13 protein-coding genes are annotated in these 12,827 nt (G+C 64.1%); 11 read left to right on the forward strand and 2 right to left on the reverse strand.

Going from position 1 to position 12,827, the window contains the following annotated elements; translation table 11 throughout:
• Nucleotides 1-10 precede the first annotated feature (10 nt).
• Nucleotides 11-856, forward strand: a complete 846-nt coding sequence (locus tag AC1VNX_RS01895) for an IclR family transcriptional regulator (protein ID WP_483155229.1) — start codon at nt 11-13, stop codon at nt 854-856.
• Between the two features lie 27 nt (nt 857-883).
• Here AC1VNX_RS01895 and yiaA read toward each other — a convergent pair whose 3' ends face one another.
• On the reverse strand, nt 884-1,324 hold the full coding sequence (gene yiaA, locus AC1VNX_RS01900) for an inner membrane protein YiaA (protein WP_483155230.1): 441 nt from the start codon (nt 1,322-1,324) through the stop codon (nt 884-886).
• Between the two features lie 134 nt (nt 1,325-1,458).
• Here yiaA and AC1VNX_RS01905 point away from each other — a divergent pair, with 134 nt between their 5' ends.
• A complete protein-coding gene (locus AC1VNX_RS01905) occupies nt 1,459-2,199 on the forward strand; it encodes a hypothetical protein (RefSeq protein ID WP_483155231.1) in 741 nt (246 codons plus the stop codon).
• Between the two features lie 31 nt (nt 2,200-2,230).
• Here AC1VNX_RS01905 and argC read toward each other — a convergent pair whose 3' ends face one another.
• Entirely contained in the window at nt 2,231-3,154 is a 924-nt protein-coding gene (argC, locus tag AC1VNX_RS01910) for an N-acetyl-gamma-glutamyl-phosphate reductase (RefSeq protein ID WP_483155232.1), read from the reverse strand.
• Nucleotides 3,155-3,360: 206 nt separating this feature from the next.
• Here argC and sucC point away from each other — a divergent pair, with 206 nt between their 5' ends.
• From sucC to AC1VNX_RS01955, 9 genes are all read left to right on the forward strand, one after another.
• Nucleotides 3,361-4,527: an ADP-forming succinate--CoA ligase subunit beta gene (sucC, locus tag AC1VNX_RS01915; RefSeq protein WP_432728491.1), complete on the forward strand. Its 1,167-nt coding sequence runs from the start codon at nt 3,361-3,363 to the stop codon at nt 4,525-4,527.
• A gap of 10 nt (nt 4,528-4,537) precedes the next feature.
• On the forward strand, nt 4,538-5,431 hold the full coding sequence (sucD, locus tag AC1VNX_RS01920) for a succinate--CoA ligase subunit alpha (RefSeq protein ID WP_126021035.1): 894 nt from the start codon (nt 4,538-4,540) through the stop codon (nt 5,429-5,431).
• Nucleotides 5,432-5,549: 118 nt separating this feature from the next.
• Nucleotides 5,550-6,236 (forward strand): TerC family protein, encoded by a 687-nt coding sequence (locus tag AC1VNX_RS01925; RefSeq protein WP_483155233.1) that lies wholly within the window; start codon nt 5,550-5,552, stop codon nt 6,234-6,236.
• A 28-nt stretch (nt 6,237-6,264) separates the two neighbouring features.
• Nucleotides 6,265-7,074 carry a Stp1/IreP family PP2C-type Ser/Thr phosphatase gene (locus AC1VNX_RS01930; protein WP_483155234.1) on the forward strand — a complete coding sequence of 270 codons (810 nt, stop codon included), beginning with the start codon at nt 6,265-6,267 and terminating at the stop codon, nt 7,072-7,074.
• A 69-nt stretch (nt 7,075-7,143) separates the two neighbouring features.
• A complete protein-coding gene (locus AC1VNX_RS01935) occupies nt 7,144-7,797 on the forward strand; it encodes an FHA domain-containing protein (protein ID WP_483155235.1) in 654 nt (217 codons plus the stop codon).
• Nucleotides 7,798-7,848: 51 nt separating this feature from the next.
• The gene (locus AC1VNX_RS01940; RefSeq protein WP_483155236.1) at nt 7,849-10,110 is read left to right on the forward strand and encodes a CHASE2 domain-containing protein; all 2,262 of its coding nucleotides are present in this window, start codon (nt 7,849-7,851) and stop codon (nt 10,108-10,110) included.
• Nucleotides 10,111-10,139: 29 nt separating this feature from the next.
• Complete coding sequence (locus tag AC1VNX_RS01945; protein ID WP_483155237.1) at nt 10,140-10,943, forward strand: 3',5'-cyclic-nucleotide phosphodiesterase; 804 nt, start codon at nt 10,140-10,142, stop codon at nt 10,941-10,943.
• Nucleotides 10,944-11,152: 209 nt separating this feature from the next.
• A complete protein-coding gene (locus AC1VNX_RS01950; RefSeq protein ID WP_483155238.1) occupies nt 11,153-11,659 on the forward strand; it encodes a pilin in 507 nt (168 codons plus the stop codon).
• 60 nt (nt 11,660-11,719) lie between these two features.
• Nucleotides 11,720-12,826 carry a hypothetical protein gene (locus AC1VNX_RS01955; RefSeq protein WP_483155239.1) on the forward strand — a complete coding sequence of 369 codons (1,107 nt, stop codon included), beginning with the start codon at nt 11,720-11,722 and terminating at the stop codon, nt 12,824-12,826.
• Nucleotide 12,827 lies beyond the last annotated feature (1 nt).

Here is a 12,827-nt window from a genome sequence, read left to right on the forward strand (position 1 = left end):
GCGGGGAACGATGAAGCAGGCACCAGCAGCACAGGAAGAGCAGGAAGGCCAGGAAGAGGCCGCACCGGAAGGCGAGGGCGCGCTGCGCTATGCCGCGCCGGCCCTGGAGAAGGGGCTGGACATCCTGGAGGCGCTGGCCGACAGCCCCTCGGGCTACACGCTCAACGAGCTGGCCCAGAAGGTCGGGCGCAAGGTCAGCGAGATCTTCCGCATGGCGGTGACGCTGCAGCGCCGCGGTTTCGTGCAGGTCGACGAGAACGACCGCTACACGCTCACGCTGCGCATGTTCGAGCTGGCGCACCGCCAGCAGCCGCTCAAGAGCCTGGTGAGCGCGGCGCTGCCGCTGCTGCGCGAGCTGGCCAACCGGGCGCGGCAGTCGTGCCACCTCGCCATGTACCAGGGCGGACGCGTGGTGGTCATCGCGCAGGTCGAGAGCCCGGAGCGCTGGTCCTTCGGGCTGAAGGTGGGCGTGGTGATGGGGCTGACCGACACCTCATCGGGCCACGTGCTGCTGGCCTTCCGCGACGAGATCGACCGTGCCCGCATGCTGCGCGCCCACATCGGCGTGGAGGGCGAGCTCGACATGGACCCCGGCCAGCTCTTCTCCATCCTGCAGGAAGTGCGCGAGCGCGGCTATTCGGCCATGCCGAGCAGGCAGACGCGCGGCATCACCAACATCGCGTTCCCGGTGATGGGCGCGGCCGACCATGTGATCGCGTCGATCAACGTGCCGTACATCGAGCGCATCGACCAGAAGTCGGCGCCCGACGTCGTGCAGGTGCGCGAGATCGTGGGCAACATCGCCGCGCGCCTGTCGGCGCTGATGGGGGCCAGCGGCTACAACGACAACGAGTAGCTGCGCGGCCCCGGGCGTACGGGCGGCTCAGTTCGCGTCGGTGGCTTCGTCGAGCGGGGCGGGCGCTTCGCTCTTGTGCGCGGCGATGTCGCGCACGTTCTTCTGCACGGCCACAGCGCCGAACAGGCTCAACAGGAAGGCCATGGCGTAGAAGCCCTTTTCGCTCGCGGCCAGCGTGGCGTTGAAGAGGCCGACGGCCAGCAGCGCCACCGACAGCAGCAGCGAGATCCAGCACAGGCCGTAGTAGATGCCGGTGACGGCGGTGCCTTCGAGGCGGTCGCGCACGGTCTTCTGCAGCGAGACGGCGGCGAACAGGCCGTACATCAGGATGGTGAAGTAGTAGCCCTTCTCGTTGAGCTGCATGGAGGCGTTCCACAGCCCGATCAGGTAGACGATGGCGCCGATGAGCAGCGCAGCCCAGGATGCGGCGACGAATGCCGCGGTCGGTTTCTGGAATTTGACGGCCATGGAATTCTCCTCGTATGGTTTGCGCGCGATTATGGTGGAGCGGCGCCGGTGGCATGATCCGCGGCGGGCCGGCGGTTGCGCAGCAGCAGCAATCGCGCGAGGCGGCCGTCAATAACAACGGAGGAGTCTTTCCCATGTCGTCAACCGACTCAGCGGCCCAGCAGTCGCTCGTGCGCACCGGTGCCAAGGCCGGGTTGTCATTCGCCGGTTCCGTGATCAAGGGCGGCCTGCTCGGCGTCTTCCTGGGCGGCGGCGTTTTCTTCTTCTACCTGAGCCAGCTGCAGGGGCCTGGCAACGTAGCCGCGCGCGCGGGCGGAGTTGGCGCGGTGCTCGCGCTCATCACCTCGCCGCCGTTGCTGGTGGCGCTTCTGCTGCTGTTCTTCGTCGTCGTCTACGTGGCACTGGGCGTGCAGCAAGGGCGCGCGCGTGCGATGCAGCATCTGGTGGCGGCGCGTGGCGAGGCCGTGTCGCAGCGGCTGGGCGGCGCGATCGCGAGCCGCATCGAGGCCATGCCGAAGGCGCACGGCGCCTTGCATCGCGTGGCCGACTGGCTGTCGGTCGATGCGCTGAGCAGGCAGCTTGCGCCGGTGCTGGGCGAAGGCAAGGCGGTGCGCGCGGTCGTGGCCTTCGTGATCGACAGGCTGCCGCTGAGCGAGATGCTGGCCGAGTGGCAGCGCAGCCGCGCGGAGAGCGGAAACGAGCTGGTGGCGGGCGAGGGCGGTGCCGCGCCCCAGGACCCGGCGCTGCGCGCGCTGCTCACGCGCCGCATCCACGAGACGCTTCAGGACATGGCCGCGCCCTCGCGCAAGCCGCTGTACATCGCGCTGGGCGCGCACGCGGCCCTGCTGGGCGTGGGGCTCTGGCTGGTGAACTGACCGGCCGGCAGGCCGGTGCGAGGCGTGGGGCTCAGAGCCCCAGCATCAGCTTCAGGTTCTGCACCGCGGCGCCGCTGGCGCCCTTGCCGAGGTTGTCGAGGCGGGCGATCACCACGGCATGGCGATGGTCCTCGTTCGGGAACACGCGGATCTCGAGCTTGTTGGTGTCGTTGAGCGCCAACGCCTCGAGCTTGCCGTCTTCAGTCGGCGGCAGCACCTTCACGAACTGCTCGGGCGTGTTGCTGCGCGCGTAGTGCGCGGCCAGCGCGTCCTGCAGGTCGCCGGCCTTGGGCTTGCCGGGCAGCAGGTCGAGGTGCAGCGGCAGCTGGACCAGCATGCCCTGCTTGAAATTGCCCACCGACGGGATGAACACCGGCCGGCGGGTGAGGCCGGTGTAGGTCATGATTTCGGGGATGTGCTTGTGCTTCAGGCCCAGCGCGTAGATCTCGAAGGCCGGGGCCTCGCCCTTTTCGTAGGCCTCGATCATGGTACGGCCGCCGCCCGAATAGCCGCTCACGGAGGGCAGCGAGATGGGGAAGTCGGCCGGCAGGATGCCCGCGTCGACCAGCGGGCGAACCATGGCGATCGCGCCGGTGGCGTAGCAGCCGGGGTTGCCGACGCGCTCTGCCCTGGCGACCGCCTGCCAGTGGCCTTCGGTGAGCTCGGGGAAGCCGAACACCCAGCCGGGGGCGATGCGGTGCGCCGTGGAGGCGTCGATGATCTTTGGCTTGGCGCCGGGGAGCTGGTCGATCAGCGCGACCGATTCGCGCGCCGCGTCGTCGTGCAGGCACAGCACCACCAGGTCGACGCCGGCCATCAGTTCGCGCTTGGCGCCGGCGTCCTTTCGCAGCTCGGGGGCGATGCTCACGAGTTCGATCTGCGGCATTGCCTGCAGACGTTCGCGAATCTGAAGGCCGGTGGTGCCGGCTTCGCCGTCGATGAAAACCTTGGCCATGATGGAAGTGCCCCAGGGTAGCTAGTAGGAAGTACGTATTGCCCGCAACCCCACTTACAGCATTGGTGCGGCGCACCATGATACAGTCCGCGGTTGTTCGCCGCCCCCAGCCGTCAGGCTGCCGTCGCCCGCGAGCAACAGAGCATAGACCCTCTCCGCCCCGATCTCCCGATTTCTCAACCTCCTCCTTCCGAGAGACATCCCTCATGAAGATTCACGAGTACCAAGGCAAGGAAATCCTTGCCAAGTTCGGCGTGCCGGTGCCGCGCGGCATCCCGGCCTATACGGTCCAGGAGGCGGTTGAAGCCGCCCAGAAGCTTGGAGGCCCGGTCTGGGTCGTCAAGGCCCAGATCCACGCGGGTGGCCGCGGCAAGGGCGGTGGCGTCAAGGTCGCCAAGTCCATCGAGGACGTCAAGAAGCTCGCCGGCGAGATCCTCGGCATGCAGCTCAAGACGCACCAGACCGGCCCCGAAGGCCAGAAGGTCCGCCGCCTCTACATCGAAGACGGCGCCGACATCCAGAAGGAATACTACGTTTCGGCCGTGACCGACCGCGCCACCCAGAAGGTGGCCTTCATCGCTTCCAGCGAAGGCGGCATGGACATCGAGGAAGTGGCCCACTCCTCGCCCGAGAAGATCATCACCGTGTTCGCCGACCCGGCCCAGGGCCTGACCGACGAACAGGCCAAGCAGATCGCCGACGGCATCGGCATTCCGGCCGACTCCACCGCCCAGGCCGTGGACATCTTCAAGAAGCTCTACACCTGCTACATGGAGACGGACGCCTCGCTGGTCGAGATCAACCCGCTCAACCGTGACAGCAAGGGCAACATCATCGCCCTGGACGCCAAGTTCAACTTCGACAGCAACGCGCTGTTCCGCCACCCCGAGATCGTCGCCCTGCGCGACCTCGACGAGGAAGACGCGGCCGAAGTGGAAGCCTCGAAGTTCGACCTCGCCTACATCTCGCTGGACGGCAACATCGGCTGCCTGGTGAACGGTGCCGGCCTGGCGATGGCCACCATGGACACCATCAAGCTGTTCGGCGGCGAGCCGGCCAACTTCCTGGACGTGGGCGGCGGCGCCACCCCCGAGAAGGTCACCGAAGCCTTCAAGATCATGCTGAAGAACAAGAACGTGGAAGCCATCCTCGTGAACATCTTCGGCGGCATCATGAAGTGCGACACCATCGCCACCGGCGTGATCGCGGCCTGCAAGGCCGTGAACCTGCAAGTGCCGCTGGTCGTGCGCATGAAGGGCACCAACGAAGTCGAAGGCAAGAAGCTGCTGGCCGATTCGGGCCTGCCGATCATCAGCGCCGACACCATGGCGGAAGCGGCCCAGAAGGTCGTGGCAGCAGTCAAGAAGGCCTAAGGAACAAGTCATGTCGATCTACATCAACAAAGACACCAAAGTCATCACGCAGGGCATCACCGGCAAGACCGGCCAGTTCCACACCGAGAAGTGCCAGGAATACGCGAACGGCAAGAACGCCTTCGTGGCCGGCGTGAACCCGAAGAAAGCCGGCGAGTCGATCTTCAACATCCCGATCTTCGGTTCCGTCAAGGAAGCCGCCCAGCAGACGGGCGCCACCGTGTCGGTGATCTACGTGCCGCCGGCAGGCGCCGCGGCCGCCATCTGGGAAGCCGTCGAGGCCGACCTCGACATGGCGATCTGCATCACCGAAGGCATTCCGGTTCGCGACATGCTCGAAGTGCGCAACAAGATGAAGGCCAAGGAAGCGGCCGGCGGCAAGAAGACGCTGCTGCTGGGCCCGAACTGCCCCGGCCTGATCACGCCCGACGAAATCAAGATCGGCATCATGCCCGGCCACATCCACCGCAAGGGCCGCATCGGCGTGGTCTCGCGCTCGGGCACGCTGACCTACGAAGCCGTGGCTCAGCTGACGGAAATCGGCCTGGGCCAATCGTCGGCAGTCGGCATCGGCGGCGACCCGATCAACGGCCTGAAGCACATCGACGTGATGAAGGCTTTCAACGACGATCCGGACACCGACGCGGTGATCATGATCGGCGAGATCGGCGGCCCGGACGAAGCTGACGCAGCCCGCTGGTGCAAGGACAACATGAAGAAGCCGGTCGTCGGCTTCATCGCTGGCGTGACCGCGCCTCCCGGCAAGCGCATGGGCCACGCCGGCGCGCTGATCTCGGGCGGTGCCGACACGGCCGAAGCCAAGCTGTCCATCATGGAAGAATGCGGCTTCACCGTGACGCGCAACTTCTCGGAACTGGCCAAGCTGCTCAAGGCCAAGCTGTAAGAACGGCTCCGCGACACCGGCCGAAGAGCCGGGTCATGAGAGGACCACGCAGAAACAAAAAAGCGCCCGCACTGGCTTGCGGGCGCTTTTTTCAATACAACACAGTGGGATCAGAGACATGGAATTTCTTCAAAGCACAGATTTCTGGATAGGTCTGCTCAAGATCATCTGGATCAACATCATCCTGTCAGGCGACAACGCGGTGGTGATCGCCATGGCGGCGCGCTCGCTGCCGCCGGCCCAACAGAAAAAGGCCGTGCTCTTCGGCTCGGGCGCGGCCGTGGTGCTGCGGATCGTGCTCACGGTGGTCGCGGCCAAGCTGCTCGCCCTGCCTTACCTGCAGATCATCGGCGGCCTGCTGCTGCTGTGGATCGGCCTGCAGCTGCTGGGCGAGGAAGACGACGGCGACGGCGAGTCCAAGGAGTACGGCAGCATGATGGCGGCCGTGCGCACCATCCTGCTGGCCGACCTGGTGATGAGCCTGGACAACGTGATCGCCGTCGCGGCCGCGGCACAGGGCAGCATGGTCCTGCTGATTCTTGGCCTGGCGATCAGTATTCCCTTGGTGATTTTCGGCAGCACGCTCATGATCAAGCTCATGGAACGTTTCCCGATCATCGTGATGCTGGGCGCCGCGCTGATCGGCTGGGTTGGCGGCGAAACCATCGTGCAGGACGCCATCCTGCGCGACACGCTGGCGGCCAACCCCTGGCTGCACTATGCAGCCGCGGCCGCCGGTGCCGTGTTCGTCGTGGCCGTCGGCCGCCTGATGCAACGGCGCGCGCACGCCGCTGCACAGCACTGAGTTACAGAGAGAGCGGCGCTGACAGACCATGGCGAGTGTCGGCGTCTCCCTTTTCTCAACCCGCCCTCCGCTGACCTGGGAATTCGCCTTCCTGACCGACGTCGGGCGGATGCGCTCCCATAACGAAGACGCGGTGCACGTCGACCCCGCCCTCGGCCTGGCCCTGCTGGCCGACGGCATGGGCGGCTACAAGGGCGGCGAGGTGGCCAGCGCCATGGCCGTGTCGCTGATGCACGGCAGCTTCGGCCGCTGGTTCGCCCATGCCGGGATGCAGGCGCCGGCCCGCGTGGTCCGGCGGGCGCTGCAGGCAGCCACCGACGAGGCCAATGGCGCGATCCTGCACGAAGGCACCACCAACCACGAGCTGCAGGGCATGGGAACGACCCTGGTTCTGGCGGCGTTCCGGCCGCAGCGGGTGGTGGTTGGCCACATCGGCGACTCGCGCTGCTACCGCCTGCGCAACAACAAGCTGGAGCTGCTGACGCGCGACCATTCCCTGCGCCAGCAGCAGCTCGACGCCGGCGCCATCACCGCCGAGGAAGCCCTGAATTCGCCCACCCGCAACCTCGTGACGCGCGCGGTCGGCGTGGAGGCCCAAGTCTTGCTGGAAATGCACGAACACAGCGCAAGACCCGGCGATCTCTATATGCTTTGCTCCGACGGGCTCAGCGAGATGGTTTCGGATGAGCAGCTTTTCACGCTTCTAGGACACGATGTCGGGCTTCAGAAAAAAGCATCACTTTTGGTTGCAATTGCCAATGACAATGGCGGACGGGACAACATCTCCGTTGTCCTGGCCAGCGCGAGCGTTGCGGAAACGCCCCGCGCAGGCAGCTAGCAGGTTCCGCGGGCAGCATTCCTGCCTGCCTGCCGTCGTCATTCATGCTTTGGATTCGGGGAGTCGGCAATGCCGAAGATGATCATTTCGGTCGATGGCGTTGTCATCGGGCAGGTGGCGCTCGCCAAGGAACGCACGACGCTGGGACGCCGTGCCTACAACGACATCGTGATCGACAATCTGGCGGTCAGCGGCGAGCACGCCGTGCTGCACATGACTGGTGGCGACGTCGAAATTGAAGATCTCAACAGCACCAACGGCACCTACGTCAACGCGCTCGCCATCCAGCGGCAGGCGCTCAAGGACAACGATGTCATCGAGGTCGGAGGCTGCCGCATCCATTTCCGCGCGCGCAGCAACCTCGACACCGGTGCCGGTTCGATCCGCACCGCCTCGGGCGAATACCCGTCGGGCGCCATGCCGCTGTCTTCGGCGCCCACGGAATCTGGCGCGCTGGTCGAGCTGGGCATTCCTGTGCTGCGCGTGCTCTCCGGTGCCAACGAGGGACAGGACGTCGGGCTGCAGAAGGTCGTCACCACGGTCGGCAAGCCCGGGGTCGCGGTGGCCGTGGTCACCCGCCGGCGCCAGGGCTACGTGGCCGCGGGCGTCGAAGGCAATGTCACGCTCAATGGCCTGCAGCTGGGGGCCGAGGCCGTCGCGCTGCAGGAGCGCGACGTGCTTGAGCTGGGCGATGCCACGCGCATGCAGTTCGTGCGCATCTGAGCCGCTTTTCCTCTTGGCTCTCCGCGCTCGCGCCTTCACGGACCGGGCGCCGTGAGAGAGGAACTGCGGCGGCACTGGCCGCGCATTGCCATCACGCTGCTGCCGGTGCTGCTGGCACTAGCGCATGCCACCGGCGCCTGGCGGCTGACCGCGCTGGAGCGCCTTGATCAGCTGATCTACGACGTCCGCCTGCGCGCCACCATGCCGGGCACGCCCGATGCGCGGGTGGTGATCGTCGATGTCGACGATGCCAGCCTCGCACGCCAGGGCCAGTGGCCCTGGGCACGCGACAAGATCGCCCGCCTGACCACCGAGCTGATGACCCGCCAGCAGGCGGCCGTCCTCGGCTTCGACGTCATGTTCCTCGAGCCCGACCGCAGCTCGGGCCTCGACAGGCTGAGGGAAATCGTGGGAGGCCCGCTTGGCAAGGTGCCCGGCCTGGCCGCCGAAGTCGAGCGGCTGGCGCCCTCGCTCGATCACGACGCCACGCTCGCCGCCGCACTGAGCGGCAGGCGCGTGGCGCTGGGCTACTACTTCACGCGCACGGAAACGCCGAGCGCCAAGGGGCAGCTGCCCGCGGCGCCCCTGCTGCCGGCCGGTGCTTTCCCCCAGGGCGGTACCTACGCCACGGGCTGGAACGGCTTCGGCGCCAGCCTGCCGGAGCTTGCGAAGGCAGCGCCGGTCGCGGGCTTCCTGAACACGCTGGTCGGCATCAACGGAGATGGCGTCATCCGCAGCGTGCCACTCATCGCCCGCTACGACGGCGACAGGGCGCAGCCGGGCTATTACGAGTCGCTGGGGCTTGCGGTCTATCGGCTCGCGAACGGATCGCCGCCTGTGCAGCCGGCCTTCGCGCCCGGCGGCGGCGGCGCCGCGCCGCAGCTCGAATCGTTGCGGGTGGGCCGGCTGCGCATTCCGGTCGACGGAACGGGCAGCATGCAGGTGCCGTTTCGCGGCCAGGGCGGCTCGGACGGCGGATCGTTCCGCTACGTGCCTGCCGCCGACGTGCTCGAGGGGCGGCTCGCTCCTGGCGAGCTGAAGGACAAGATCGTGCTCGTGGGCGCCACCGCGCCCGGGCTGCAGGACCTGCGCGCCACGCCGGTCGAAGCCGCGTTCCCGGGCGTGGAGGTGCACGCGAACATCGTCTCCGCGCTGCTCGATCGCCGCCTGCTCAGCGTGCCCGACTACGCGCCCGGCTACGAGGTGCTGCTCGTCGTCGTGACCGGGCTCCTGCTGGCCTTCGGGATGTCGCTGCTGTCCGCGCCGCGCGCCATGCTGCTGGCCGCGGGCGCGATCGCGGCGCTGATCGGCCTGAACGTGTGGCTCTACGTGGGCCACAGCCTCGTGCTGCCGCTGGCGTCGGCGCTGGCGATGGCGGCCCTGGCCTTCGCGTTCAACATGAGCTGGGGTTACTTCGTCGAGTCGCGCGCGCGGCGCGGGCTGGTGCGGCTCTTCGGCACCTATGTGCCGCCCCAGCTCGTCAACGAGATGATGGAACACCCCGGCCGCTACAGCATGCGCGCCGAGAGCAAGCCGATGACCGTGATGTTCTGCGACATGCGCGACTTCACGCGCCTGTCGGAGCAGATGGCTCCGGCCGAGCTGCAGGCTTTTCTCAACACCGTCTTCAGCCGGCTCACCGACGTCGTCAGCGCCCACCGCGGCACCGTCGACAAGTACATGGGCGACTGCGTCATGGCCTTCTGGGGCGCGCCCATCGACACGCCCGACCACGCCACGCTCGCCGTGCGAGCCGCGCTCGACATGGCCGATGCCGTGCACGACATCAACCGCATCCACCGCGCCAGCGGCCGGCCCGAGATCAGCGTGGGCATCGGCATCAACAGCGGCGTGATGAGCGTGGGCGACATGGGGTCGACCGCGCGGCGCAGCTATACCGTCGTCGGCGATGCGGTCAACCTCGCGTCGCGCCTCGAGGGTCTGAGCGGACATTACGGCGTGGAAGTGGTCGCGAGCGGCGCGACGCGCGAGCTGGCGCCGGGCTTCGTCTGGCAGGAACTCGACAGCGTGCGAGTCAAGGGAAAAGCACAAGCCGTTGCCGTTTTTACGCCCCTGCCCGCGGGTACGCCGGAAGCGCTGGAGCAGACACGGCAACTGCTCGAACGCTGGGGCGAAGTACTCGCGGCGTACCGTCGCCAGGACTGGGCCATGGGCCGAAACTTGCTGGCACCCCTGCTCGCCGCGGATGCGAAAAAAGTCCTTTACCAGCTCTACGCCCAGCGTTTAGCCTCGATGGCGTTGCGACCGCAAGACCCGAACTGGGATGGCGCGACCCGGTTCGAAACCAAATGACGACGGACACATACAAGGGGTCTTTCACAATGCAGGTTCGTGTGCTGGGTTGCTCGGGCGCCATCGCCAAAGACTGCCGCACCACCTCGTTCCTGGTCGACACGGATCTGCTCGTCGATGCGGGCACCGGTGTCGGAGACCTCACGCTCGACGAGATGGTCCGCATCGACGACGTCGTGCTCACGCACAGCCACCTCGACCACATCGCAGCGCTCCCCCTGATGCTCGACGCCATCGGCAGCCGTCGCACGCAGCCGCTGCGCGTGCATGCGCTGAGGGACACCATCGACGCGCTGCGCGTGCATGTGTTCAACAACGTCATCTGGCCCGACTTCGAGAGCATTCCCAGCCCCGAATCGCCCTTCGTGAGCTTTCACGACATCGCGGTGGGGCAGCAACTGCCGCTAGGCAGCCGCGAGCCCAAGGTGGTGGAGGTGCTGCCCGCAGTCCATACCGTGCCCGCATGTGGCTTCGCCGTGCGACGGGCAGAAGGCGGTGCTCACTGGGTTTTCAGCGGGGACACCGAGCGCAATGCCTTCTTCTGGGAGCGCGTGAACGCGCTGGATGTGGCGATGCTGGTCATCGAAACGGCGTTCAGCAGCCGTGAACATGCCCTGGCCGAGCGCAGCCTGCATCTGTCGCCGGCAGTCTTGGCCGACGAACTGACGCACATCCGGCCGGGCAAGCAATATCCGATCTACATCACCCACACCAAGCCGGCCGAAACCGACGAGATCATGAGTCAGATCGAAGCGCTGGTGGACGACCAGGTGGCGGGGCTGGCGCAGCGGGATATCCGCTGGCTGAAGGCGGATGGCGTCCTGACTTTCTGACGGCGGATGACGCCTTGGCATGACAAATTTGTCACCAAGTGTCGCATCTTGGGCAAGTTGTGTCACACCGTGTAACGCCAAAGTGGCTTCAGGTGACACGTCCGGTCTCTGGAAGGGGCTGAAGGCGGGTGGCACAGTTGCTGCGGAAGGTACCTCGCTCCGGGCAGGTTCCCGGGCGTAACAACCAACCTACCTGGAGTTCCTTAAATATGAACGTTCGTACCATCGCCCGCCGCGCTCAGGCCGGCTTTACCCTTATCGAACTGATGATCGTCGTGGCGATCATTGGTATTTTGGCTGCTGTGGCTCTGCCGGCGTACAACGACTACGTGACTCGTGCACAAGTTGCGGAACCTGTTGAATTGCTGGGCGGCTTGAAGGCGCCCCTGGCAGAGTTCGGCTCCAATCAGAATGCTTGGCCTACTTTGGTTCAAACCGATGGAACCAACACGCAAGTCGTCGCCGCAACCTCGATCGCAGCGAACCTGACGGGTAAATACTCGACTTTGGGTACCGCCATCACTGGAACTTATCCGGCCGGAACGCTGACTGCGACCATGCGCTCTAATTCGCGTGCAACTGGCACGGTCGTCTTCAATACCACTGACGGCGGTGCAAACTGGAGCTGCAACAGCGGAACCGTTGCAAATAAGTTCCTTCCTCAGGCTTGCCGTGAGGCAAGTGCTGGTACGACGGCTCCCGCACCTGCACCGTAATTGCATCGTAAGCTAAAAAAAGAGGCGCAAAGCCTCTTTTTTTTGGTCTTAGGAGATTCAATGCAAATCGCTGACAAAAATCAGAGTGGCGCTAGGGTGATGGATACAGCCCTGCTTGGCGGAATTTCGTTGCTTGTGTGGTTGATATTTCGATCAATTGAGCTAGAGGCCAAAGAAGTTTTAATTCTAGCCTCTGTAATGATGCTTTTGGCTAATTTCGTAAATCATCCTCATTTCATATATTCGTATCAGATGTTTTTCGAAATTTGGCCTGCAATAAAAAAGGAAAAACGGGCTGCGTATAAGGTCAGATGGTTGATGACGGCAATAGCCGTTCCATTGTTTTTGATTGTTCTGCTGAGCCTGTCGGTTTACTTCTCGCTGCATAGGGATTTCACGCTCTTGCAACTCAGCCTGGGTCTTTATGCCATTCTCGTTGGATGGCACTACGTAAAGCAAGCTTTTGGTATGGCACTTTTCGATGCGGCACAAAGGAAGGTCTATTGGTCTGCCAAATCGCGAAGCATACTTCTCTGGAACTCATACATAAGCTGGATAGCTGCGCTGATAATTGGGGCCGGTGCTCTCGGCAGAGGTGATTTTTGGGGCGTTAAATTTCCGATCTTCAAACCTCTGCTTAATGATTATTGGACAGCTACAGCAGCTATCGTTGCCGTAGCTTCTGCTGTGTGGACATTGATAGCGATATGGCGCCAGGTCGTAGTTTGGCGAAATGCAAAGACCCCCACTTCAAATATGCCGTTTGCAGGGATAATTGGATATATGGTCGGTATTTATCTTTGGACAGTACTCGCGTGGCTTGACCATAAGTTCATTCTAGTTATTCCATTTTTCCATTCTTTGCAATACTTGGCTATAGTTTCGAAATACAAAAAAGGCAAAAGCAAAGAAAAGTTTGGTACGACAAGCCCATTGGCCAAAAATGTTTGGAATTATATTGGAGTGGTGGTTATGGGGGCAATTGCATTTTGGATCATCCCGGGTGTACTGGACTATCTAAAAGAGGGGAAGATTAATTATTTATCTGGCGGGGTTTTTATTTGTACTGCTGCAATCTGGATTTTTATAAACATCCATCATTATTTTATCGACAGCGTGATCTGGAAAAAGGAGAACCCGCTAATGAAAAAGTATATTTTTTCTTAAA

The organism is Variovorax sp. TLI9-5A (genome assembly GCF_056867935.1).